This is a genomic window from Burkholderia sp. AU16482, assembly GCF_002223285.1.
Lineage (GTDB): Bacteria > Pseudomonadota > Gammaproteobacteria > Burkholderiales > Burkholderiaceae > Burkholderia > Burkholderia semiarida.
In genome coordinates, this window is the sequence record NZ_NKEY01000007.1 from 102,170 (window position 1) to 124,553 (window position 22,384).

22 protein-coding genes are annotated in these 22,384 nt (G+C 67.8%); 13 read left to right on the forward strand and 9 right to left on the reverse strand.

Features of this window, described 5'->3' with window-relative positions:
* Positions 1 to 121: 121 nt before the first annotated feature.
* Complete coding sequence (locus CFB35_RS27375) at positions 122 to 1,237, forward strand: succinylglutamate desuccinylase/aspartoacylase family protein (RefSeq protein WP_059581947.1); 1,116 nt, start codon at positions 122 to 124, stop codon at positions 1,235 to 1,237.
* Between the two features lie 162 nt (positions 1,238 to 1,399).
* Here CFB35_RS27375 and CFB35_RS27380 read toward each other — a convergent pair whose 3' ends face one another.
* Positions 1,400 to 2,206 carry a MetQ/NlpA family ABC transporter substrate-binding protein gene (locus CFB35_RS27380; RefSeq protein ID WP_089465828.1) on the reverse strand — a complete coding sequence of 269 codons (807 nt, stop codon included), beginning with the start codon at positions 2,204 to 2,206 and terminating at the stop codon, positions 1,400 to 1,402.
* A 309-nt stretch (positions 2,207 to 2,515) separates the two neighbouring features.
* Between CFB35_RS27380 and CFB35_RS27385 the strand changes: the two genes are divergently transcribed.
* The 9 genes from CFB35_RS27385 (at position 2,516) to CFB35_RS27425 (ending at position 11,591) form a co-directional block, all read left to right on the forward strand.
* A complete protein-coding gene (locus tag CFB35_RS27385; protein WP_059581942.1) occupies positions 2,516 to 3,673 on the forward strand; it encodes a porin in 1,158 nt (385 codons plus the stop codon).
* Positions 3,674 to 3,879: 206 nt separating this feature from the next.
* Positions 3,880 to 4,140: a DUF2866 domain-containing protein gene (locus CFB35_RS27390; protein ID WP_011548992.1), complete on the forward strand. Its 261-nt coding sequence runs from the start codon at positions 3,880 to 3,882 to the stop codon at positions 4,138 to 4,140.
* Positions 4,141 to 4,264: 124 nt separating this feature from the next.
* On the forward strand, positions 4,265 to 4,648 hold the full coding sequence (locus CFB35_RS27395) for a DUF6232 family protein (RefSeq protein WP_059641486.1): 384 nt from the start codon (positions 4,265 to 4,267) through the stop codon (positions 4,646 to 4,648).
* A 187-nt stretch (positions 4,649 to 4,835) separates the two neighbouring features.
* The gene (locus tag CFB35_RS27400; protein WP_059581936.1) at positions 4,836 to 5,063 is read left to right on the forward strand and encodes a hypothetical protein; all 228 of its coding nucleotides are present in this window, start codon (positions 4,836 to 4,838) and stop codon (positions 5,061 to 5,063) included.
* A gap of 245 nt (positions 5,064 to 5,308) precedes the next feature.
* Positions 5,309 to 7,582 (forward strand): TonB-dependent hemoglobin/transferrin/lactoferrin family receptor, encoded by a 2,274-nt coding sequence (locus tag CFB35_RS27405; protein WP_060011254.1) that lies wholly within the window; start codon positions 5,309 to 5,311, stop codon positions 7,580 to 7,582.
* A gap of 49 nt (positions 7,583 to 7,631) precedes the next feature.
* A complete protein-coding gene (locus CFB35_RS27410; protein WP_059641480.1) occupies positions 7,632 to 8,723 on the forward strand; it encodes a hemin-degrading factor in 1,092 nt (363 codons plus the stop codon).
* On the forward strand, positions 8,720 to 9,637 hold the full coding sequence (locus CFB35_RS27415; protein WP_060968264.1) for a hemin ABC transporter substrate-binding protein: 918 nt from the start codon (positions 8,720 to 8,722) through the stop codon (positions 9,635 to 9,637). The genes CFB35_RS27410 and CFB35_RS27415 overlap by 4 nt, the downstream gene beginning before the upstream one ends.
* 15 nt (positions 9,638 to 9,652) lie before the next feature.
* Positions 9,653 to 10,741: an iron ABC transporter permease gene (locus CFB35_RS27420; RefSeq protein WP_089465829.1), complete on the forward strand. Its 1,089-nt coding sequence runs from the start codon at positions 9,653 to 9,655 to the stop codon at positions 10,739 to 10,741.
* Between the two features lie 19 nt (positions 10,742 to 10,760).
* A complete protein-coding gene (locus CFB35_RS27425) occupies positions 10,761 to 11,591 on the forward strand; it encodes a heme ABC transporter ATP-binding protein (RefSeq protein ID WP_059581923.1) in 831 nt (276 codons plus the stop codon).
* Between the two features lie 67 nt (positions 11,592 to 11,658).
* Here CFB35_RS27425 and CFB35_RS27430 read toward each other — a convergent pair whose 3' ends face one another.
* The gene (locus tag CFB35_RS27430) at positions 11,659 to 12,270 is read right to left on the reverse strand and encodes a trimeric intracellular cation channel family protein (RefSeq protein ID WP_089465830.1); all 612 of its coding nucleotides are present in this window, start codon (positions 12,268 to 12,270) and stop codon (positions 11,659 to 11,661) included.
* Positions 12,271 to 12,278: 8 nt separating this feature from the next.
* Positions 12,279 to 14,417 (reverse strand): penicillin-binding protein 1A, encoded by a 2,139-nt coding sequence (locus CFB35_RS27435; protein WP_089465913.1) that lies wholly within the window; start codon positions 14,415 to 14,417, stop codon positions 12,279 to 12,281.
* Positions 14,418 to 14,661: 244 nt separating this feature from the next.
* Here CFB35_RS27435 and CFB35_RS27440 point away from each other — a divergent pair, with 244 nt between their 5' ends.
* Positions 14,662 to 15,456 carry an aminoglycoside phosphotransferase family protein gene (locus CFB35_RS27440; RefSeq protein ID WP_089465831.1) on the forward strand — a complete coding sequence of 265 codons (795 nt, stop codon included), beginning with the start codon at positions 14,662 to 14,664 and terminating at the stop codon, positions 15,454 to 15,456.
* Between the two features lie 382 nt (positions 15,457 to 15,838).
* Positions 15,839 to 16,702 carry an LD-carboxypeptidase gene (locus tag CFB35_RS27445; RefSeq protein ID WP_060011245.1) on the forward strand — a complete coding sequence of 288 codons (864 nt, stop codon included), beginning with the start codon at positions 15,839 to 15,841 and terminating at the stop codon, positions 16,700 to 16,702.
* A 119-nt stretch (positions 16,703 to 16,821) separates the two neighbouring features.
* Here the strand turns inward: CFB35_RS27445 and CFB35_RS27450 are convergent, their stop codons facing one another.
* On the reverse strand, positions 16,822 to 17,382 hold the full coding sequence (locus CFB35_RS27450) for a hypothetical protein (RefSeq protein WP_124860230.1): 561 nt from the start codon (positions 17,380 to 17,382) through the stop codon (positions 16,822 to 16,824).
* Between the two features lie 321 nt (positions 17,383 to 17,703).
* On the opposite strand from CFB35_RS27450, the gene CFB35_RS27455 reads away from it, so the two are divergent.
* The gene (locus CFB35_RS27455) at positions 17,704 to 18,117 is read left to right on the forward strand and encodes a hypothetical protein (protein ID WP_059581907.1); all 414 of its coding nucleotides are present in this window, start codon (positions 17,704 to 17,706) and stop codon (positions 18,115 to 18,117) included.
* 78 nt (positions 18,118 to 18,195) lie between these two features.
* Here CFB35_RS27455 and CFB35_RS27460 read toward each other — a convergent pair whose 3' ends face one another.
* The 5 genes from CFB35_RS27460 to CFB35_RS27480 form a co-directional block, all read right to left on the reverse strand.
* Positions 18,196 to 19,032 (reverse strand): bifunctional allantoicase/(S)-ureidoglycine aminohydrolase, encoded by an 837-nt coding sequence (locus CFB35_RS27460; protein ID WP_059581905.1) that lies wholly within the window; start codon positions 19,030 to 19,032, stop codon positions 18,196 to 18,198.
* Positions 19,033 to 19,881: 849 nt separating this feature from the next.
* Entirely contained in the window at positions 19,882 to 20,322 is a 441-nt protein-coding gene (locus CFB35_RS27470; RefSeq protein WP_059581902.1) for a hypothetical protein, read from the reverse strand.
* A gap of 377 nt (positions 20,323 to 20,699) precedes the next feature.
* Complete coding sequence (locus CFB35_RS27475) at positions 20,700 to 21,359, reverse strand: isoprenylcysteine carboxylmethyltransferase family protein (protein WP_059581898.1); 660 nt, start codon at positions 21,357 to 21,359, stop codon at positions 20,700 to 20,702.
* Between the two features lie 159 nt (positions 21,360 to 21,518).
* The gene (locus CFB35_RS35125; protein WP_162838116.1) at positions 21,519 to 21,683 is read right to left on the reverse strand and encodes a hypothetical protein; all 165 of its coding nucleotides are present in this window, start codon (positions 21,681 to 21,683) and stop codon (positions 21,519 to 21,521) included.
* Positions 21,684 to 21,914: 231 nt separating this feature from the next.
* The gene (locus CFB35_RS27480; RefSeq protein WP_059581895.1) at positions 21,915 to 22,334 is read right to left on the reverse strand and encodes an HIT family protein; all 420 of its coding nucleotides are present in this window, start codon (positions 22,332 to 22,334) and stop codon (positions 21,915 to 21,917) included.
* Positions 22,335 to 22,384 lie beyond the last annotated feature (50 nt).

Genomic DNA, 22,384 nt, shown 5'->3' on the forward strand with positions numbered 1-22,384 from the left:
CGATGATTCTCAACGGGAAACCGGATGTTCCGGCGCCGGTTTGGTGGGGGCGAGGAAGGCAACGTACAATCGATCTTCCACGCACACGGATCATTCGCGGCTGCGCCGCACTCCCCTCATCATGCAAACGCAGACCCATCCGCTGATTTCCCCCGCCGTCGGCACCGAACGCCAGATCACCAGCTTCCACTACGGCCCGCGCGGCGGCAAGAAGGTCTACATCCAGTCGTCGCTGCACGCGGACGAACTGCCCGGCATGCTGGTCGCCACGCTGCTGCGCCGCAAGATCGCCGCGCTCGAGACGGCCGGCAAGCTGCGCGGCGAAATCGTCATCGTGCCCGTGCCCAATCCGATCGGCCTGTCGCAACACGTGTTCGGCGATCACCTCGGCCGCTTCGAGCTCGGCTCGATGCAGAACTTCAACCGCAATTTCTACGATCTCGCGGCGCTCGTGCTGCCGCGCGTGGAAGACCGCCTCACGAACGACGCGCAGCGCAATCTCGCCGTCGTGCGCACCGCGATGCGCGAAGCGCTCGACGAGCAGAAGCCGCGCACCGAACTCGACTCGCAGCGCCTCGCGCTACAGAAGCTGTCGTTCGACGCCGATATCGTGCTCGACCTGCACTGCGACAGCGATGCGGTGATGCACCTCTACACGAATCCCGATCTCTGGCCGGACGTCGAGCCGCTGGCGCGCTATCTCGATGCCAAGGCGTCGCTGCTCGCGCTGAATTCGGTCGGCAACCCGTTCGACGAAATCCACAGCTTCTGCTGGTCGGATCTGCGCAACCGCTTCGGCGACCGCTTCCCGATCCCGAACGGCGCGATTTCCGTCACGGTGGAACTGCGCAGCGAACGCGACGTGTCGTACGAGTTCGCCGAAAAGGATGCCCAGGCGATCGTCGAATACCTGACCGAGCGCGGCGTCGTCGAAGGCACGCCGGCACCGCTGCCGCCGCTCGCGCATCCGGCCACGCCGCTCGCGGGCACCGATCCGCTCGTCGCGCCCGTGTCGGGCGTGATCGTGTTCCGTACGCCGGTCGGCGTGATGATCGAGGCCGGCCAGGCCGTGGCCGACATCGTCGATCCGCTGACCGATCGCGTCGTCACGCTGAAGAGCAGCGTGTCGGGCGTGCTGTACGCGCGCCAGGTCGTGCGCTTCGCGACGGCCGGCATGGAAGTCGCGCGCATCGCCGGCGCGACCGCGATCCGCACCGGCTCGCTGCTGTCGGCCTGAGCCCGAGTGTCCGGCCCGCGCGCCGGGCCGGGCAGGGCCGCGGCGCGCATGCGCACCATCCGCATCCACCAATGAAATCGCCCGCTTGCGCGGGCGATTGGCTTTCCGGGGCGCGCGTCGGCGGCCGATACCGCGCCGCCGGCCGCCAGGCGCGAAGGCCGCTCAGAACGCCGGCACGATCGCGCCGCCGAACTTCTGGTCGATGAACTTGCGCACGTCGTTCGATTCATAGGCCGCGACGAGCTTCTTCACCCACGGCTTGTCCTTGTCCTGCGCGCGCACCGCGATCAGGTTCGCGTACGGCCCGCGCAGATCCTCGATCGCGATCGCATCTTTCACCGGCGTGAGCCCTGCCTTCACCGCGTAGTCGGTGTTGATCGACGCGGCGTCGAGATCGGGCAGCGCGCGCGGCAGTTGCGCGGCGTCGAGTTCGACGATCCTGATCTTCTTCGGATTCTCGGCGACGTCGAGCGGCGTCGCGTTCACGCCGTTCGTGCCGGCGCCGGCCTTAAGCTTGATCACGCCGTACTTCTGCAGCAGCAACAGCGCGCGGTTGCCGTTCGACGGATCGTTCTGGATTCCGACCTTCGCGCCGACCGGCAGATCCTTCAGCGACTTGAGCTTCTTCGAATAGAAGCCCATCGGCGCGGTGTAGGTCAGCCCGACGTTGACGATCTTGTAGCCGCGCTGCTTGATCTGGCTGTCGAGGAACGGCTGGTGCTGGAAGCCGTTCGCATCGAGATCGCCGGCATCGAGCGCCGCGTTCGGCTGCACGTAGTCGTTGAATTCGATCACCTTGATCGCAAGGCCTTCGCGCGCGGCGACCTTCGTCACCTCGGTCCAGATTTGCGCGTCGGGGCCGCTCATCGTGCCGATCTTCAGCGTTTGCGGGTCGGCGTGCGCGTCGGGCGCGGCGAATGCCAGCGCGGCGGCGAGTGCGCCGAGGCCGGTCAGGATCGAACGTCGCATGGGTGTCCTCTTTGTCCCGTGTCGTGTGTTGGAGGACGGATCGTGGCACGGGGCGCGAACGCCGCAAACCAAGCTTATTTCATGTGCATATTCCGGATCGGGATCGAATCTCAGCCGAAATCGGTATAACCCTCGCCAGGCAACCCGGGCAGAATTCCGTGTCGCATCGGCACCACACATTCGTCATATGACAGTCGCTGTCATATTCATTACGTGGCCCGCCGATAAAGTTGCGCCGGTCCGTGAGAGCGCCCGCAGAGAGCGCCGGAACCGCAACTGGACACGCCATTCAATCGCTCGGAGAATCCTTTGAACAAGAAACTGTTGACCATCGCCGCCCTCGCAGCAACGGCCGGCACGGCGCACGCACAAAGCAGCGTGACCCTGTACGGCGTCATCGATGCCGGTATCAGCTACGTGAACCACAGCAAGACCGCTACCGGCAGCGGCAAGCTGTTCAAGTACGACGACGGCGTGGCCCAGGGCAGCCGTTGGGGCCTGCGCGGCACCGAGGACCTCGGTGGCGGCCTGAAGGCGATCTTCGTGCTCGAAAACGGCTTCAACAGCGGCAACGGCACGATCGGCCAGGGCGGCGCGATCTTCGGCCGTCAAGCGTACGTCGGCCTGAGCCAGGCGCAATACGGCACGGTCACGTTCGGCCGCCAGTACTCGTTCTCGACCGACATCCTCGGCTCGAACTACTCGACGGGCGGCAACACGGTCGCGGGCAACTACGCGTACCACGTGAACGACATCGACCAGCTCACGTCGAGCCGCATCAACAACGCGGTGAAGTTCCAGAGCGCGAACTACGCCGGCTTCACGTTCGGCGCGTTGTACGGCTTCTCGAACTCGACCGACTTCGCCGGCGCACCGTCGACGACGACGGGCACCACGACGACGCCCGGCTCGTCGCGCGCATACAGCTTCGGCCTGAACTACGCGAACGGCCCGTTCGCCCTCGGCGCGGCATACACGGACATCCGCTTCCCGAGCCAGTCGACGCCGGCCTTCTCGACGTCGATCGCGAACATCGCGCTGACGAACATCCGCGACCTGCGCACGTACGGCGTCGGCGGCCGCTACGTCTTCGGCCCGGCAACGGCATGGCTGCTCTGGACGCGCACGCAGTTCACCCCGATCGCGGCCGGCGCATCGGGCACGTTCTACAACGCATACGAAGCAGGCGTGAAGTATGCGTTCACGCCGGCGCTGTCGGCGGCAGCGGGCTACACGTACACGAACGCGACGCAAAGCGGCAGCTCGGCGCACTGGAACCAGGGCAACGTGGGCCTCGACTACGCGCTGAGCAAGCGCACGGACGTGTATGGCCTGGTGATCTACCAGAAGGCGTCGGGCAACAACGTGCAGGCGCAGATCGGTTCGAGCACGAGCTACTTCAACACGTCGGGTACGGGTTCGTCGAACCAGCTGGCCGCTCGCGTCGGTATCCGTCACAAGTTCTAAAGCATCCGCTTAACTCGCGGATCACGACGGCAAGAAGCGCCCCGCTCCACGCGGGGCGCTTTTTTATGGGCTTTTAAGTTTCGCTTAATTCTGGGCTGAGACGATGCTCTCACCCCCCCTGTTGGCCGCCTGAGCATCGGCGGCTTTTTTTTTAAACGCCGACGGCGCCGCCATCGATTGCCCACAAGACAGGATCGGAGGCCATGATGATCGAAGATACCGTTTTCAGCCATCTGCACGCGATTCTCACGTGCCAACACTCGCTGCCGGTCCAGAGCTGCCGCGTCTCGGTTGAAATGCAGCGCCCCTGGGGCCGCCCGTATCGCCTCGTCGAATGGACGATGCATCTCGACGCGCCCGCGCGGCGCCAGATCGTGCCGGCCGAATCGACCGACGAAGAAATCGCCGAGGTCGTCGCGTCGCACGTGCCGGGCCGGCTTTACGGCGACGGCCGGCTACAGTTCTGAGCACGTTTCCGTTCCCCCGGCCCCCCGTCTGTCGGCCGCGCCGCGCGCATCGTGCGGCAGTCGGTCTCGTTTGACGCGGCAACGAAACCTGCTACGCTGCGCGTTTTCGTCCACGCAACACATGATGGAAAACGCATTCAACGAACGTGGCGTCATGGTCACGCGCAACGGCCTGTCGGCCGCCGGGCAGGTATTCGCACTGCGTGACATCCGCCACGTCGACGTCGTCAAGATTCCGAAGAACCGTCTCGTGCCGTCGCTGATCTCGCTGATCGGCGCGGCCATCGCCATCGCGGGCGGCATCGGCGCATCGAGCGCCGCGCTCGTGGTCGGCGTGATGCTCGCCGTCGTCGGCTATCTCGCCTGGACCACGCAGGACGTCACCTACCGCCTGATGGTCGAGATGCCCGACGGCAAGCGCGAAGCGCTGTCGAGCGTCGACGCCGAGTTCGTCGAACGCGTCGCGCAGGTCGTGCGCGATGCGCGGTCCGCCACCACGGCCGGCTGATTTTCCTCGCATTCGCTTGCGTGCCGGTTGCCGCCGGCCGCACGCCCGCGCCGAATGTGGGCTCGCCCGGCGTTCGCGCGGAATCGCGCGCCGGCCGCCGCCACGCACGCACCTCGCCTCCACCTCCGCCGCCGAGCGCCTAGTATGGAAAGAGCGGCTCGCCGCCGCATCGTCCGAGGAGGCCAGCATGAACGCTCAATCGCTGTCCGGCATGCTTCGCGCGCAGGAACTGCTGATCGTGTCGATGATCCGTGCGCTTCCCCCTGACGCACGCCGTACGCTCGTCGAGCTCTACACCGACCAGATCGCGTTCGCCGAACAGGCCGGTATCGAAAGCCACGGCGATCGCGCAACGCACGACGCGTTCGTCGCGCACGCGCGCAACCTGCTGATTCGCGTCGAAGCGCTGGCTTAGCGCGCGTTCGCGCCCCGGTTTCTCCCAAATTTCCGACCCGAGCTCGGCCGAGCCGCGCAGGCGAGCGCTCACTCGCATGAGCCGCTTTGTGTCCTTGTATTGATAATAATTCTCATTTACACTGTTAAGGTTGTCAGTTGCCTTTCAAATCGCCGTTTGCCGCATGCCGCGCGCAAACGGGCCAGCCAGGTGAACGCGTCACCCAGCCAGCCTTCGGGCTTGTTATCGTCAATGGGAGACCACCTGTGCATTGCTCCATGCTGGCGCGGCGGCCGATCCGTGCCGCGCTGTTCGGCGCGTTCGGCCTGTCCGCCGCCACGGCTTACGCCGATTCGTCGCCGCAAGGCGTCACGCCGCCTTCCGCCGTCCTGACCGCCGCTGCCGCATCCGCGCGCGGCGATGCGGCGCTGCTCGACCCCGTCACCGTCACGGCCACCCGCACCGCCACCGCGGCGAGCCGCACGGCGGCGTCCGTGTCGGTGATCACCGACGACGATCTCGAAGAGCAGCAGGCCACCAACATCAAGGACGCGCTGCGCTACGAACCGGGCATCACGGTGCGCCGCACCGCGTACCGGCCCGGCAGCGCCGCGCTCGGCGGCGGCCGCGACGGCGATTCGAGCATCAACATCCGCGGCCTCGAAGGCAATCGCGTGCTGTTGATGGAAGACGGCATCCGCCTGCCGAACGCGTTCTCGTTCGGCCCGCTCGAAGCGGGCCGCGGCGACTATGCCGATCTCGACACGCTCAAGCGCATCGAGATCCTGCGCGGGCCGGCGTCGGCGCTCTACGGCAGCGACGGCCTGACCGGCGCGGTGAATTTCATCACGAAGGACCCGCGCGACCTGCTGTCCGTCTACAACAAGCCTTACTACTTCTCGTTCCGGCCGAGCTACGACTCGACCGACCGCAGCATCGGCGCGACCGTGTCGGCCGCGGGCGGCAACGACCGCATCCAGGGGATGATCATCGCCGACGGCCGGCGCGGCCACGAGGTCGACACGCGCGGCGGCAACAACTCGGCGAGCACGCTGCGCACGACGTCGAACCCGCAGGACGTGTATTCGGAATCGCTGCTCGGCAAGCTCGTGCTGACGCCCACCACGCGCGACACGATCAAGTTCACCGCCGAAACGGTGCAGCGGCGCGTGAGCACCGACGTGCTGTCGGCGATCAATGCGCCGGCGACGCTCGGCCTCACGACGCACGACCGGCTCGAGCGCAATCGCTTCAGCGTCGATTACGACTTCCGCGACGATGCATTCCGCTGGTTCCAGACCGCGCACGTGCAGTTCTACTACCAGGACGCGAAGCAGGACCAGTACGCGTTCGAGACGCGCGGCAGGCAGCCCTCGCGTTCGCGCGACAACCAGTACAAGGAACGTACGTTCGGCGGCTCCGCGTTCGCCGAAAGCGGCTTCGCGACCGGCCCGCTCGCGCACAAGCTGCTCTACGGCGTGGACGGCAGCCTGTCGCGCGTGACGAACCTGCGCGACGGCACGGTGCCGGGCGTCGGCGAAGCGTTCCCGAACAAGGCGTTTCCCGACACCGACTACACGCTGTTCGGCGCGTTCGTGCAGGACCAGATCGGCTACGGCCGCCTGCTCGTCACGCCGGGCCTGCGCTTCGACACGTACCGGTTGAGCCCCACCGAAAACGATCCGCTGTTCACCGGCAAGGCCGTGTCGACGAGCGCGAACGAACTGTCGCCGCGCGTCGCCGTGCTTTACGAGATCACGCCCGCGGTCATTCCGTACGTGCAGTACGCGCACGGCTTCCGCGCGCCGACGCCCGACCAGGTGAACAGCAGCTTCTCGAACCCCGTGTACGGCTACACGTCGATCGGCAATCCGAACCTGAAGCCCGAGACCAGCGACACGTTCGAAGCCGGCCTGCGCGGCAAGGCCGGCGCCGGCTACGGCGTCGTGCGCTACAGCGCGGCCGCGTTCACCGGCCGCTACCGCAACTTCATCTCGCGCACGACGATCGCCGGCAGCGGCCGGCCGGTCGACCCGTTCGTGTTCCAGTACGTGAACTTTGCCGATGCGCGCATCCACGGCCTCGAAGGCCGCGCCGAATGGGCGATGCCGAACGGCATCACGCTGAAGACGGCGATGGCCTTCACGAAGGGCTCGACGCAGAACGACGGCGCCGCCAGCCAGCCGCTGAACACCGTGAACCCGTTCTCGGCCGTGTTCGGCGTGCGGTATGAACCGGGCGAACGCTGGTTCGTGCAGACCGACCTGCTGTTCCAGGCCGCCAAACGCGACAAGGACGTCGACAAATCCGACTGTTCGAACAAGGCGTGCTTCACGCCGCCGTCGTCGTTCGTCGTCGACCTGCGCGGCGGCTACCGCTTCAACAAGCACGTGAGCGCGACGATCGGCATCCGCAACCTGTTCGACCGCAAGTACTGGAACTGGTCGGACGTGCGCGGCATCGCGGCCGATTCGCAAGTGCTCGACGCGTATTCGTCGCCCGGCCGCACGGTCGCCGTCAGCATGAAAGTGGATTTCTGATGCGCGTTGCCCGCGCACCCACCCCAACCGTTACTCGAAGGAGTCCGACATGATGCATTCCGCCCTTCCCGGTCAGCCGGCCACGTCGGCCCGCGCGGTCGCCGCGCTGCGCGATGCGTTCATCAAGCTCAAGACCGAGCGCCAGTTGCGCAACCGCGACGTCGCGCAGGCGCTCGGCGTCAGCGAAGGCGAGGCGCTCGGCGCGTTCGTCGGCGAGCACGTCGTGCGGCTCGACGCGCGCTTCCCGGCGATGTTCGAGGAAATGCCGCGCCTCGGCCGCGTGATGGCGCTCACGCGCAACGACACGGCCGTGCATGAAAAGGATGGCGAATATGCGCAGATGAGCCACGACGGCCCGGTCGGCCTCGCGCTCGGCGACATCGACCTGCGCATCTTCTATCGTCACTGGGTGTCGGCATTCGCGGTGCGCGACGAGACCGCGCACGGCCCGCTGAAAAGCCTGCAGTTCTTCGATGCGCAGGGCCATGCGATCCACAAGGTCTATCTGCGCGCGCACAGCGATCACGCGGCGTACGACGCATTCGTCGAACGCTGGCGCGCACCGTCGCAGAAGCCGGGCCTTGAGGTCACGCCCGCCGCGCCGAAAACGCCCGAGCGCGCCGATAGCGAGATCGACGTCGCGGGCTTTCGCGCCGCGTGGGATGCGATGACCGACACGCACCAGTTCTTCGGCCTCACGCAGCGCTTCGGCGTGAGCCGCCTGCAGGCCCTGCGTCTCGCCGATCCGCAATACGCGTATCCGGTCGAAACCGCGCATGCGTTGCGCCACGTGCTCGAACAGGCCGCGAAAAGCGGCCAGCCGATCATGGTGTTCGTCGGCAATGCGGGAATGATCCAGATCCATACGGGCCCCGTCGCGAACGTGCGCGAGGTCGGCGCGTGGATCAACGTCCTCGATCCGGGCTTCAACCTGCATGTGCGAGAAGACCTGATCGCCGCCGCATGGGTCGTGAAGAAGCCGACGAGCGACGGCATCGTCACGTCGCTCGAGCTGTTCGACCGGCAGGGCGAGCACGTCGCGCTGCTGTTCGGCGAGCGCAAGCCCGGCAAGGTCGAGCGCGACGACTGGCGCTCGCTCGTCGCGACGCTGCCGGCGGCCGCACGCGGGGCCGCGCGGTGAGCGCGCGGCCGTTCGATCCGCGCCGCCGGTCGCTGCTGGCCGGCGCGGCGGCCGGTGCGCTCGCCGGCGCGCTGCCCGGCGGCGTGCTCGCCCAGGTCGCGGCCGCCGCCCCGAAGCGCGTGATCGTGATCGGCGGCGCGCTCGCGGAAACCGCATTCGCGCTCGGCGGCGCCGAGACGCCGCGTTACCGGCTCGTCGGCGCCGACACGACCTGCACGTATCCCGACGCCGCGAAGCGCCTGCCGAAGGTCGGCTACCAGCGCGCGCTGTCGGCCGAGGGGCTGCTGTCGCTGCGACCCGATCTCGTGCTGGCCTCGGCGGAAGCCGGCCCGCCGACGGCGATCGCGCAGGTGAAAGGCGCGGGCGTCGCCGTGACGACGTTCGACGAGCGCCACGACGTCGAATCGGTGCGCGCGAAGATCACCGGCGTCGCGCAGGCGCTCGAGGTGCGCGACGCCGGCACCGTGCTGCTGCAGCGTTTCGATCGCGACTGGCAGGCCGCGCGCGACGCGGTCGCCGCGCGCGTGCCCGGCGGCGCGCAGCCGCCGCGTGTGCTGTTCGTGCTGAACCATACCGGCGCGCAAGCGCTCGTCGCGGGCCAGCGCACGGCCGCCGACGCGATGATTCGCTATGCGGGCGCGCGCAACGCGATGCAGGGCTTCGATCACTACAAGCCGCTGACCACCGAGGCGCTCGCGGCGGCCGCGCCCGACGTCGTGCTGATCACCGACGAAGGACTGGCGGCCGTCGGCGGTCACGCCGCGTTGCTCGCGACGCCCGGGTTCGGCGCGACGCCGGCCGGCCGCGCGCGGCGCGTCGTATCGCTCGACGCGCTGTTCCTGCTCGGCTTCGGCCCGCGCCTGCCGCTCGCCGTCACGACCCTGCATCGACGCCTGTCCGATGCGCTCGCCTGATTCCGGATCGACCCGATGCCCGCTCACGCTTCGCCCTTCAACGCACCGCGGCGCGCCGCGCGCACCGGCGCCGCGCGCCTCGGCACGTCGCGCCGCTTCGCGCCGGTCGTCCTGGCCGCGCTCGCCGTTCTGGTGGCCGCGATGTCCGTCGTCGCGCTGTGCATCGGCGCGTACCGCATTCCGCTGGCGCAAGCCTGGGCCGCGCTGAGCGGCGACGCGGCCGCACAGCAGGCGCGCGCGGTGCTGCTCGACATCCGCGCGCCGCGCGTCGTGCTCGCGCTGCTGGTCGGCGGCGGCTTCGGCGCGGCCGGTGCAGCGATGCAGGCGCTGTTCCGCAATCCGCTCGCCGATCCGGGGCTCGTCGGCGTGTCGAGCGGCGCCGCGCTCGGCGCGACCACGCTGATCGTGCTCGGGCCCGCGCTCTTCGCCGCGCACGCGAGCGCGGCCGCGCTGCCGGTCGCCGCATTCGCGGGCGGGCTCGCGGTCGCGGCGCTCGTCTACCGGCTGGCCGCGTCGCGCGGCCGGCTCGCACTGCCGCTGCTGCTGCTCGCCGGCATCGCGATCAATGCGCTGGCCGGCGCGGCGATCGGGCTGCTCACGTTCGTCGCCGACGACGCCCAGCTGCGTTCGCTGACCTTCTGGAGCCTCGGCAGCCTCGGCGGCGCGCAATGGACGACGCTGGCGGCCGTCGCGCCATGCGTCGCGCTCGGCTGCGGGCTCCTCGTGCGCGAACGCGACGCGCTGAACGCGCTGCAGCTCGGCGAAACCGAAGCGCTGCATCTCGGCGTGCCGGTGCAGCGGCTGAAGCGGCGTGTGCTCGTCGCGGTCGCGCTGGCGGTCGGCGCGCTCGTGTCTTGCGCGGGCGTCATCGGCTTCATCGGGCTCGTCGCGCCGCATTGCGTGCGCCTCGCGTGCGGCCCCGACCAGCGCATCGTGCTGCCCGGCGCCGCGTTGCTCGGCGCGTTGCTGACGCTCGCGGCCGATCTCGCCGCGCGCACCGTCGCCGCGCCCGCCGACATTCCGCTCGGCGTGCTGACCGCGCTGCTCGGCGCGCCGTTCTTCCTCGTGCTGCTGTGGAAGAACCGCGGCGCGCTCGGCGGGTAATCCCTTCATCACGACGACCATGCTGACTGCCCACCACCTCGATGTCGCCCGCCGGCACGATACGATCCTGCGCGACCTGTCGCTGTCGATCGAACCCGGCCGCGTGACCGCGCTGCTCGGGCGCAACGGCGCCGGCAAGAGCACGCTGCTGAAAACCTTCGCCGGCGAGCTGACCGGCAGCATCGCACCGAACGGCGTGCGCGTGACGGGCGACGTCACGCTGAACGGCGAACCGCTCGCGCGCATCGACGCGCCGCGGCTCGCGTGCCTGCGCGCGGTGCTGCCGCAGGCCGCGCAGCCGGCGTTCCCGTTCAGCGTCGACGAAATCGTGCTGCTCGGCCGCTATCCGCATGCGCGGCGCGGCGGCGCGCGCCACGTGATCGCGCATCGCGATCGCGACATCGCGTGGCGCGCGCTCGAACGCGCGGGCGCCGACGCGCTCGTCGGCCGCGACGTCACGACGCTGTCGGGCGGTGAACTCGCGCGCGTGCAGTTCGCCCGCGTCCTCGCGCAGCTGTGGCCGGACCACGACGCGATGGAAACCGGCCCGCGTTACCTGCTGCTCGACGAACCGACCGCCGCGCTCGATCTCGCGCACCAGCACCGCCTGCTCGATACCGTGCGCGCCGTCGCGCGCGAATGGCGGCTCGGCGTGCTCGCCATCGTCCACGATCCGAACCTCGCCGCGCGGCATGCGGATACGATCGCGATGCTCGCCGACGGCACGATCGTCGCGCATGGCGCACCGCGCGACGTGATGACGCCGGCCCATATCGCGCGGTGCTACGGCTTCGCGGTGAAGATGGTGGAAACCGGCGACGGGACGCCGCCGGTGATGGTGCCCGCGTAGGAAGGGAACGTCTTTCAGGTGATGCAGCCGGACTGAATGCCGGCGCGGCAGGCACCGGCGCGTGCGCTCAATGCTCGACGTCCGCGGCGCCGAAGGTCCGCATCTTCCAGCCGAGCCGCACCGCGAGCATCCGCATCGAGAAGCCGGCCGCCATCGCGACGAGCGTCGCGAACCCCGCGTCGATGCCGAGAGACTGCATCCCGACATACAGCGTGCCCGTGACGAACGCGACGCTCGCATACAGCTCCTCGCGCAGGATCAGCGGCATCTCGTTGCAGAGCAAATCGCGCAGCATCCCGCCGCACACGCCCGTGATCGCGCCGGCCAGCACGACGATGATCGGCGCCGTGCCGGCCGACGCGCCGACGTCGCAGCCGATGATCGTGAACGCCGCGAGGCCGATCGCATCGACGGTGACGAACAGCGCCCTCATCCGCGCGACATGGCGTGCCGCCCACGACGCGACGGTCGCCGCGACGAGCGTGATCACCAGGTATTCGGGATGCGCGATCCAGCCGAGCGGATAGTGGCCGAGCAGCACGTCGCGCACCGTGCCGCCGCCGAGCGCCGTCACCGCGCCGACGAGCGCGAGCCCGAAGCGGTCCATTCCGCGGCGCATGCCCATCAGCGCCCCCGACATCGCTTCCGCGACGATCGCAATCAGGTAGAGCGTATGCATCGCGCGCGTCAGTCGTCGGTCCGGAACAGGTCGAGCACGCGTTCGCGCTCGGCCGCATCGACGGCGGCGGGCATCGGTTCGTCGCGCTTGCCGTGGTCGACCCGCGCACCCAACGCATCCGGCGCATCGATGGCCGCCGCGCCGCCGCATGCGAAGCGGCTGCGGATATACGCCGGCACGTCGGCCGTGCACGTGCCGCGCGTGTATTCGGCGTAGACGAAATCGCCGTCGACGAGCACGACGTCCTGCGGCGGCGTCGCATCGACCGGCGTGCGCCCGTCGACGGCCGTCTTCATGTAGTCGAGCCAGACCGGCAGCGCGAGCGTCGCGCCGGTCGCGCGCCCCATCGGGCGCGGCGTGTCGTAGCCGAGCCATGCGACCGCGACGATGCCCGACGAGTAGCCCGCGAACCATACGTCCTTCGACCCGTTCGACGTGCCCGTCTTGCCGGCCGCGTCGTCGCGCCGCAGCGCGAGCGCGCCGCGCGCGGTGCCGGCCCGCACGACGTCGCGCAGCATGCTGTCCATCACGAACGCATTGCGCGCCGACACGACCCGCTCGCCCGCCGGCACGGTCGCCTCGTACATCGCGCCGCCGTGACGCTGCTTCACCGACAGGATCAGGCGCGGCTCCATCCGCGTGCCGCCGTTCGCGAACACGCTGTACGCGCTCGCGAGTTCGAGCGGCGTCACGGCGCCCGCGCCGAGCGCGAGCGGCAGCGACGCCGGATTGCGCTGCGCGTCGAAGCCGAAGCGCACCGCGTGCTGCTGCACGTAGCGCGCGTCGGTGGCCTGCATCAGGCTGACCGCGACCAGGTTCTTCGAACGGACGAGCCCGCGCCGCACCGGAATGAAGCCCTCGTAGTGGTTGGCGAAATTACGCGGACGCCACGGCCGCGCGCCGGTTTCCGCATGCGTGAGCGTGCGCTGCGTATCGTCGACGAGCACGCCGGGGAAGTAGCCCTTCTCCAGCGCCGCCGAATAGACGAACGGCTTGAAGCTCGACCCCGGCTGGCGATACGCCTGCAACGCGTGGTCGAACACGTTGCGATTGAAATCCGCGCCGCCCACCAGCGCGAGCATGTCGCCGGTAGCCGCATCGAGCGACACGAGCGCGCCTTCGAGCCCGTTGCGCGTATCGCGCTTCGCGCGCGCCTGACGGCTCAGCGTGCGCTCGAGCGCGGCTTCGGCCGCGCGCTGGTCGCGCATCGAGATCGTCGTCGTCACGTCGAGGCCCAGCGTGTACGCATCGTCATGAAACCGCTCGACCATCATCCGGCGCGCCCGCTCCGCGACGTACGGCGCGGCGACGATGCCGGGCGGCGGCGTGGTCGCGAGCGCGATCGGCGCGTCGACGGCCGCGCGATACGCCGCATCGTCGAGCTGGCCGAGCGCATGCATGCGGCCGAGCACGTAATTGCGCCGCGCGGTCGCGCGCGCCGGGTTGACGACCGGGTTGAACGCGGACGGCGCCTTGGGCAGCCCGGCGAGCACGGCCGCCTCGCCGGCGCTCAGCGCGTCGAGCGGCTTGCCGAAGTACACGTGCGCGGCGGCCGCGAAGCCATACGCGCGCTCGCCCAGATAGATCTCGTTCATGTACAGCTCGAGCAGCTTGTCCTTGCTGTATTCGCGTTCGAGCTTGGCCGCCATCAGGATCTCGGCGAGCTTTCGGCTCAGCACCTTGTCGCGCGTCAGGTAGAAGTTCCGCGCGACCTGCATCGTGATCGTGCTGCCGCCCTGTCCCGGCTGCCCCGTGACGACGTTCGCGAACGTCGCGCGCGCGAGGCCGCCGATATCGACGGGGCCGTGCTCGTAGAACTTCGCGTCCTCGGCCGCGAGCAGCGCATGGCGCATCAGCAGCGGGATGCGTTCGAGCGGCACGAACTCGCGCCGCTCGACGCCGTATTCGGCCAGCAGGTCGCCGTCGCGCGAGAAGATCCGCAGCGGCAGCGCGGGACGATAGACGGCCAGGTGTTCGACGGACGGCAACTGCGTCCAGATGCGATCGATCGTCCACGCGCCGATGCCCGCGCACGCGAGCGTCAGGCCGAGCAGCGCGCCCGCGAGCGTGCGCCATACGCGGCGGCGGCGCGGCGGTGCGGTTGGCGGCGCGGGCGGTGGCGGCGGGTGGGCGGTGGGATCGGTCATGTCGGGCTCCTTCTTCAATGCCGCGACGGCCGGCGCGCGGGCGGCGCGCCGATCGGTCACGAAAGGCGCGCATTGTCGAAGGGATGGCGCGAAACCGGAACATTCTTTAGCCAAAGTTTGGCTGGCTAAATTTTATTTAGGAAAGCGCTTTGGAGGCCGCTCGGACCGTGCATGCGGGTTTGCGGCATGCCGTTGCGGTCACGTGTGCCGGGCGCGCGAGCCGGTTCGCTTGTACCATCGTCGGATGTTCGATCGATACCTCGACCTGTGGGGCCTCGTTCCCGACGGCGGCCCGATCCTGACCGCGAGCGGCGGCCTGCTGCCGGTCGTGTGGCACGCGCGGCCCGCGATGCTGAAAGTCGCGACGTGCGACGAAGAGCGGCGCGGCAATGCGCTGATGGCCTGGTGGAACGGGCAAGGCACCGCGCAGGTGTGGCAGCACGACGGCGACGCGATCCTGCTCGAGCGCGCGCAGCCGACGCCGACGCTCGCCGCGTTGTCGGCCGCGGGCCACGATGACGACACGATGCGCATCGCGTGCGACGTCGTCGCGCGGCTGCACGCGCATCGTGCGCCGCAGGTACCGTCGGTAGTGCCGCTGCATGACTGGTTTTACGCGCTGCTGTCGAACGATGTCGATAACGACGCGCTGCGCGGCTCGGCGACGGCCGCTCGCCAGTTGCTCGCCGAGCCTTCCGTCGACGAAGTCGTGCTGCACGGCGACATTCACCACGACAACATTCTTCATTTCGGCGATCGCGGCTGGCGCGCGATCGACCCGAAAGGGCTGCGCGGCGAGCGCACGTTCGATTACGCGAACCTGTTCTGTAATCCTGCGCATGACATCGCGGTCGATCCGGTGCGTTTCGAGCGGCGTGTCGTGGTCGTGGCGGATGCCGCGCAGCTTGACTCGCGTCGGCTGCTGCAATGGATTCTCGCGTGGGCCGGGCTGTCGGCCGTGTGGTTGATGGAAGACGGCCAGCCGGCCGACACGCGGCTGCAGGTTGCGATGCTCGCGACGAGAGCGCTCGGGCTGTAGCGATACGCATCGGCCATGAAAACAGCTCATCGCGGATTTCCGCAGGAAAGCTGCGAAGACCACCGGTATTCGGCCAGGAACGGCTACTCGACCTCAGCGCCTGAATCGTCGACAATCGGCGTCAGGCTGATAAAGGCGTGAATCGGGTTGCATTGCCACTTCACCGGGGGCGCATGTCGTAAGCTTGCGGGTCGCATGATGTCTCGTGCATACGGCGGCTCGCGGCTCGCCGTTCGAGACAATCGTTGCGTCAGAAGCGGCAAGAGGTAGGCAAGATGCAACGATTTCTGCTTTCAATGCGGAGGCGGGCTCTGGTTGGCGCGCGGCTACGTTCCGCTCAATGCTTGGCGCCGGCGACCGGTGAAACAACGGAGCAACCGACTTGATAGTGCAAAGTAAACGGGTGGCCGTCGTGGCGCCGGCGGGCATTCCTGACAGGGATAACCTGGCGCTGGCCGTGTCGCTGCTGGAAAGTTGGGGATTTTCCGTCTCTGTGGCCGCGCACGTAGCTGACCGGTTCCGGTATCTCGCGGGATCTCATCAGGATCGTATCGACGATCTGCTTGCGGCGTTGTCAGACCCGGCAGTCGATATCGTCTGGATCGCACGCGGCGGCTATGGCTCTACGCATGTGCTGCCCGCGCTGCCCACTACCGTGCCCCGAAAGAAAACCGTGATCGGCTTCTCCGACGCGACCGCGCTTTTCTGCGCGCTGCGGCAGATTCCCGGCATCGACGTAATTCACGGGCCGACGCTCAACGGCCTCGCGACGAAAGTTGACGAGGAGTCGCGCCTCAGCGTTCTGGGTGCGCTCACCGGGGTCCCGCCGACGCCACTGCCGCTCGAACGTCTGCATGGGTCGGCTGATTCGATCGAAGGGTCGCTTGTCGGCGGCAATCTCACGGTACTCGCGAGCATGGCCGGCAGCCGTTGGCAGCCGAGATTTCGCGACTCGATTGTCGTTCTGGAGGACGTTACTGAACTTGCATACCGCATTGACCGCAGCATCATGACGATGCGTCACGCCGGTATCCTCGATGGCGCACGCGCGATTGTGCTCGGCGACTTCATCCGCTGCCCGTTGCCAGCCGGGGCCGACTACTTACTCACGGACGTTCTGCTGGACGCACTGGCGCCGCTCGGCGCCCCAATCTATGGGGGCCTTCCCGTGGGTCATGGTCAGCGCAATCTGTCGTGGGTGGTTGGACGGCCTGCCGAGATCCGCGGGAGCATATTGCTGCGATAGCTTTGCCCTTCGCACATGCTGTCCGATCGTCGATTGTCGGGCGGCGGACGGGATTCGGCCCGGGCAGACGCTTGGTATCTCGCCTGATTCGTCGATAAAGAAGCGGCGGCGACGTTTGTTCAGCCTGCTTTGAGGAAGATCTGCTTTACCCCTCGTTTTGCGATGATGTCGAGAAGATGCATCAGGGCTGTCGTCGGCGCGGTCCCGAAGTCAACTGTGAAGAACGACCAGTGATCGTTAGATTCGACTTGGCTCGCACCGTGGATCGCACCGGCTAATCCATCGACGCTATTGCCACCGCATTCACCTACGTCTAGCCATGTGGTAATCCAGTTGTCCAACGCAAAGGTCTCTGGCGGCTGCCGATCGAAGACCACCTGCAATCTATTCCACGTGAATGGATGGAGATTCAGGTCGAACGCACGGAAACGGAAAATTTCTGCAACGAATGCTGGGTCCGGATCGATAGCGAATTCGTACGGTTTGATTTGATCTCTTTCATCCTTTGCCAAGGCATCGACGCGAAGGTAGCGGTACGGATACGGTATCCGATCGTTGTTTATGGAGATCAGGACTTCCGTCGCCACGTTGCGCACGGAGGTTTGAAGTTGGCTGACCGTCGAACGGAAGAATTGCAGGTAGCGATCACGCTCTGCCTCGAGTATGGACTCGACTGCCACCTTAGCCGTTCTCCGCGAGTGCTGTTCGTGCAACCATTTTACATTGCTCGGGTGGCCGCTGTTGCTGTGGATTGGCGTCTGCTCCGGGTCCGATTCCAGCCGTCGACCTCGCGCGCAAGCGCATCGTTCGACGCGCGTCACGGACGGTGCCGCACCGATAGACTCAAGCGTTGAATTCCGGGCTCGCTCGAAACAGCGGCCGTCTGATCGTGGAGTAGTATTCCCGCATGTTCAGGTGATTGCCCGGCCCCTACCGCGCGCAGCCGCTCCGTCTATGTGTGGCGACGCCGGCCGTGGCGACGACATCGACGGAAACGCATCATGTCAACCGAGTGGAAGCACCGCGTCAGACTCTTCGTCCAGCGTTTCTGGCAGCCGACCAGTGCGTGCATGACCTGCATGCCCGGGAGCTGGGGAAACGTCATGAGCCTTGCCCACTGGACCATCGCCTTTCATACGGGTCTCCTGACAGGGCTCCTGGCTGTACTTCTGACTTTCACGCCTGTGGCGAAACTCTACGCGCATCGATACGGCAACGCGCTGGTCGTCGGCGTCCTGACGACGTTGGGCGACGCCTACTCGCACACGAGTCACTACCGTATTCCCTATGTCGAGCACATCGTGACGGGTGCGATTTCAGGTCTCCTGGCGCTTGCGGCCTCATATCTCTTCGAAGACCGCGCGCGACGCCTTCGGGCGATGTGGGCTCGGGTTGTCGGACAGCTTGTCCGCTGACTTTCTAACCCACGAAGCCCCCGAAAAAAACCCGCCGGCATACGCCGGCGGGCTTTCATGTCCGACGTACGCGGCGCTTCAGCGCGCCGGGTTCAGCGTCAGATTCATGTGACGGTTCACGTCCTTGTACAGCAGATAACGGAACCGCCCAGGCCCGCCCGAATAGCACGCCTGCGGGCAGAACGCACGCAGCCACATGAAGTCACCGGCTTCAACCTCGACCCAGTCCTGGTTCAGCCGATAGACGGCCTTGCCTTCCAGCACGTACAGGCCATGCTCCATCACGTGCGTTTCGGCGAACGGGATCACGCCGCCCGGCTCGAACGTCACGATGTTCACGTGCATGTCGTGACGCATGTCGCTCATGTCGACGAAGCGCGTCGTCACCCATGCGCCGTTGGTGCCCGGCATCGGAATCGGCTCGACGTCCTGCTCGTTCGTCACGAACGCTTCGGGCAGCGGAATGCCGTCGACGGCCTGGTAGTGCTTGCGGATCCAGTGGAAACGCACCGCGGCATCGCTGACGTTGTGCAGCGTCCAGTCCGCGCCCGGCGGAATGAACGCATAGCCGCCCGGCTTCAGCGTGTGCTGCTTGCCTTGCAGCGTCAGCTCGGCTTCGCCTTCGACGACGAACAGCACGGCTTCGGCGTGCTTGTCCTGCTCGGGCTTGTCGCTGCCGCCGCCCGGATTCACTTCGACGATGTACTGCGAGAAGGTTTCCGCGAACCCCGACAGCGGGCGCGCGATCACCCACAGGCGCGTGTGGGTCCAGAACGGCAGCCAGCTCGTGACGATGTCGCGCATCACTCCCTTCGGGATCACCGCGTACGCCTCGGTGAACATCGCGCGATCGGTCAGCAGATCCGTCTGCGGCGGGTGGCCGCCATGCGGCGCGTAATACGTTGTCTTAGACATAGTGCATCCAGGCAATGGGTTGGTCCGGCCCCAGGCGCAAACGGCATCGGGCGGTTCGCATGCGCGTGGAGTGCGCGTGCGGCGGCGGGACATCGTTGCCGGGGTGGCTTGAAAGCGCATGCGCCTTCGATCGGTCGGCCAGGCTTCGCGGCGGGTCGTCCGGTTCAGCGACGCGGCGGCCCGGGTGGTCGGGCCGGCGGCCGCGCCGCGGCGCTCGCGATCAGGCGAGGCGCGGACGGCCGCACGGTTCGACTCCGTACGCGAGCATCGCCGACGATAGCGAAGTCGATCCCGATCGACCAATTAAATGTTGCGATGCCATCCATTCGATTTCCCACTACCCGCCGGCGCCCGCGATGCACGGCGGGGACGCGTCGCGCGAGGTGCCGACCATCAGGGAAATCCTGACGGTCGCGATGTTCGCGCGATGCGCCGGTGCGGCAACGCGGGGAGACACGCGCTGGTCTCGATGCATCCCGTTACCCGTGGCGCGGCGAAGGAGGGCATACGTGTGCGGCAGCGGATCGCGGCGCGAGGGCCGCACGGAGACCGTCACGTCAGGCTGAAACGAGCCGACGGGTCGAAGGAAAAGCAGATGTCATTCGGCCGCCCCTGTCCGAGCACATTCGGATGCGGCAACGGGTGTCGTCGAGAAACGGAGAAAAACAGCGGAAGGAGCATTGCCGGCCCGTCGATCGGGCACATGGCAGCGGCTGATGAAGCCGGAGGAGGATCGCCGGTCTGGCCGGCGAAGCCACCCGGCGGCGTGCCGGGCCGAGGCTCGCGTCGGGTGCCGACGCCGGCAGCGCGCCGGTGCGCGGCTCGCGCACCGTGCCGCGCCAGCGGCGATCAGTCCCAGTCGCGGTGGTGACGATGCTTGCGGTGATGACGGTAGCCGCGGTCGCCGTGATCGCGATCGTACGAGCTGCGCGACAGGTTGCCGCCGAGCGCCGCGCCGGCGCCGCCGCCGACCGCCGCGCCCAGCAGGCCGCCCGTGCGGCCGCCCATCGCGTTGCCTGCCGCGGTACCCGCGCCGCCGCCGAGTGCGCCGCCGATGATCGCGCCGGTGCGCTCACGACGGTTCGACGTCACCGCGCCGCCCGCGCCGCCGCCGATCGCGCCGCCGATGACGGAGCCCGTGCTGCCGCCAACCGCGCCGCCGACCGCTGCGCCGGCAACCCCGCCGAGCGCGCCGCCGAGCGCGTTGTTCAAGTCACCGGCCACGGCCGGCAGTGCAGTCGCGCCGGTCAGCACGGCGACGACGAGAGTGGGGGCGATTTTCTTCCACATTCCCGTATTCTTCCTTGTTCGCAATTCTGGTTATCGAGGTCCGCTCGGTACGACGACCTGAATCGATCGACATCGGGCCAGGCATTGTGCCGAACCGTGGACCAATTCATTTCAATGAGCTTGCGGCGAAGAATAGCACCGGTCCCGCATCCTTGCCGTGGACATTCTGGTAACAAGTTGTTGTCGAATAACAGGCGTTGAACACGCCCGCCGAATCCGGCTGAAACCCTTGCCGGTATTGACTCCGGCAAGGGTCCGTCCCCGCGTTGCGACACGTCGGTCACGCACGCGCTCGTACGTTCGAGACACACGTGGCAACACATCGGCACCTGCCGCAAACGGGCATCCGAACGATGGTGAGGGGGAAGATGGCGGGGTCAGTACACGCCGGGCAGCAATCGCCACGTCCGCGCGCAATACGCGTCGTATTCCGCGCCGAATTGCGACCGCAGCAACGCCTCTTCCGAGCGGATTCGCGCGACGAGCGGCACGAGCGTCAGCACGACCAGCAGCACGCCGACACCCGAGCGAAACGCCAGCGCCCAGCCGAGCGAATTGAGGAGGAGGCCGAGATAGCTCGGATTGCGGATGCGGCTGTAGATGCCGCCGGTCACGAGCGTATGGCCCGGCTGGATCGCGACGAGCCCGCTGAAGCGCTTGCCGAGCACGAACACGGGCCACATGCGCAGCCCGCCGCCCACGAGGTACAGCGCGACGCCGATCCAGCGCACCGTCTCGCCGCCGAAGGTCCAGACGTCGAGCCGGTCGGTCAGCGCCGGCAGGTACGCGAGCAGGAAGCCGCTTACCGCGAAGGCCGCGAGCACCCAACGGTTGTCGCGATTTTCGCGCTCGCCGCTGCTCAGGTTGCCTTCGCTGAACAGCGCGGCGACGGCCATCGCGAACGTCGCGACGACGATGACGATCAGCTGCGGGTGCGAGAAGAACGCAGCGAACCCGCCGCTGCCGAGCACGGCGAGCCCGAGATAGACGAGCGTGGATACGCCCGACAGGACGACGACCTTCGGGGTGACTGTCATGACGGCCTCGCGGGGATGCGCTTTCCTGTGAAGTATAGGAACTGCGCGCCCCGCGCGCCGGGCGGCACCGTCATGCGGCGCGCGAACTCGCGTGCATCGGCCGGCCGGCCGACCGCAGCCGGCCGAGCCGGTATATCTCGGCCGGCGCGCTGCAACGGATCAGCGGATGTGGAAGTGGCCGCCGATGCCGACGGTGACGGGCGGCGCGTAGTACGCGGGCGCATAACCGTAGTAGGCCGGCGCGGGCGCGTAGCCGTACGGCGGCGCCACGTAGCAGCCGGACAGGCCGCCGATCAGGGCAAGCGTGATGAGAAGTCTGGACATGGCTCGATTCCCGGCGCGAAAGACGAACGACACCTCGCGAAGGCCCCACCGCAGCACAACGCGGCGGCCGGCACGAAGAGGCGATCCGCCCTTCCTGTCGCTCGATGAAACAATGCGCGCAGTCTAGCGCCGGGCCTGGCCGCGCGAGTTTCCCGGGCGGTTACACGTGTTACGTGGTGTGACCGCTGAAACAGGCTCGGGAGGCGCAACGGCCGACCGGTGGGCGGGCTGTTACACGAAGCGCGCGCGAATGCGCTGCGCGAGCGCTTCCAGCGTCGCCGCGTCGGCGATCTCGCGCGCATGCATCCGCAGTTCGACGCCTTCCCAGCGCGGAATCACGTGAAAGTGCACGTGCGGGACCGTCTGGCCGGCTGCCGCGCCGTTGAACTGGCCGATGAACACGCCGTCCGGCTCGAGCGCCGCGCGCACCGCCGCAGCGACGCGCTGCGTCATGCGGATGCCGGCCGCGGCCGCGTCGCCGGACAACTCGAAGATCTGCGCGGCCGGCTCCTTCGGGATCACGAGCACGTGACCGTCGGCCTGCGGCATCAGGTCCATGATCGCGAGCGTCGCGTCGTCTTCGGCGACCTTCACGCACGGCAGTTCGCCGCGCAGGATTTTGGCGAACGGGTTGTTGTTGTCGTAGGACATGGCGTTTCCGATCTCGGTTGGTCAGTGGGACGGGCAGAGCAAAGCGCAAT

Coding starts and splice junctions, on each gene's coding strand:
- CFB35_RS27375 (WP_059581947.1), top strand. CDS start 122: ATGCAAACGCAGACCCATCCGCTGATTTCCCCCGCCGTCGGCACCGAA.
- CFB35_RS27380 (WP_089465828.1), bottom strand. CDS start 2,206: ATGCGACGTTCGATCCTGACCGGCCTCGGCGCACTCGCCGCCGCGCTG.
- CFB35_RS27390 (WP_011548992.1), top strand. CDS start 3,880: ATGATCGAAGATACCGTTTTCAGCCATCTGCACGCGATTCTCACGTGC.
- CFB35_RS27395 (WP_059641486.1), top strand. CDS start 4,265: ATGGAAAACGCATTCAACGAACGTGGCGTCATGGTCACGCGCAACGGC.
- CFB35_RS27400 (WP_059581936.1), top strand. CDS start 4,836: ATGAACGCTCAATCGCTGTCCGGCATGCTTCGCGCGCAGGAACTGCTG.
- CFB35_RS27410 (WP_059641480.1), top strand. CDS start 7,632: ATGATGCATTCCGCCCTTCCCGGTCAGCCGGCCACGTCGGCCCGCGCG.
- CFB35_RS27420 (WP_089465829.1), top strand. CDS start 9,653: ATGCCCGCTCACGCTTCGCCCTTCAACGCACCGCGGCGCGCCGCGCGC.
- CFB35_RS27425 (WP_059581923.1), top strand. CDS start 10,761: ATGCTGACTGCCCACCACCTCGATGTCGCCCGCCGGCACGATACGATC.
- CFB35_RS27430 (WP_089465830.1), bottom strand. CDS start 12,270: ATGCATACGCTCTACCTGATTGCGATCGTCGCGGAAGCGATGTCGGGG.
- CFB35_RS27435 (WP_089465913.1), bottom strand. CDS start 14,417: ATGACCGATCCCACCGCCCACCCGCCGCCACCGCCCGCGCCGCCAACC.
- CFB35_RS27440 (WP_089465831.1), top strand. CDS start 14,662: ATGTTCGATCGATACCTCGACCTGTGGGGCCTCGTTCCCGACGGCGGC.
- CFB35_RS27455 (WP_059581907.1), top strand. CDS start 17,704: ATGTCAACCGAGTGGAAGCACCGCGTCAGACTCTTCGTCCAGCGTTTC.
- CFB35_RS27460 (WP_059581905.1), bottom strand. CDS start 19,032: ATGTCTAAGACAACGTATTACGCGCCGCATGGCGGCCACCCGCCGCAG.
- CFB35_RS27470 (WP_059581902.1), bottom strand. CDS start 20,322: ATGTGGAAGAAAATCGCCCCCACTCTCGTCGTCGCCGTGCTGACCGGC.
- CFB35_RS27475 (WP_059581898.1), bottom strand. CDS start 21,359: ATGACAGTCACCCCGAAGGTCGTCGTCCTGTCGGGCGTATCCACGCTC.
- CFB35_RS35125 (WP_162838116.1), bottom strand. CDS start 21,683: ATGTCCAGACTTCTCATCACGCTTGCCCTGATCGGCGGCCTGTCCGGC.
- CFB35_RS27480 (WP_059581895.1), bottom strand. CDS start 22,334: ATGTCCTACGACAACAACAACCCGTTCGCCAAAATCCTGCGCGGCGAA.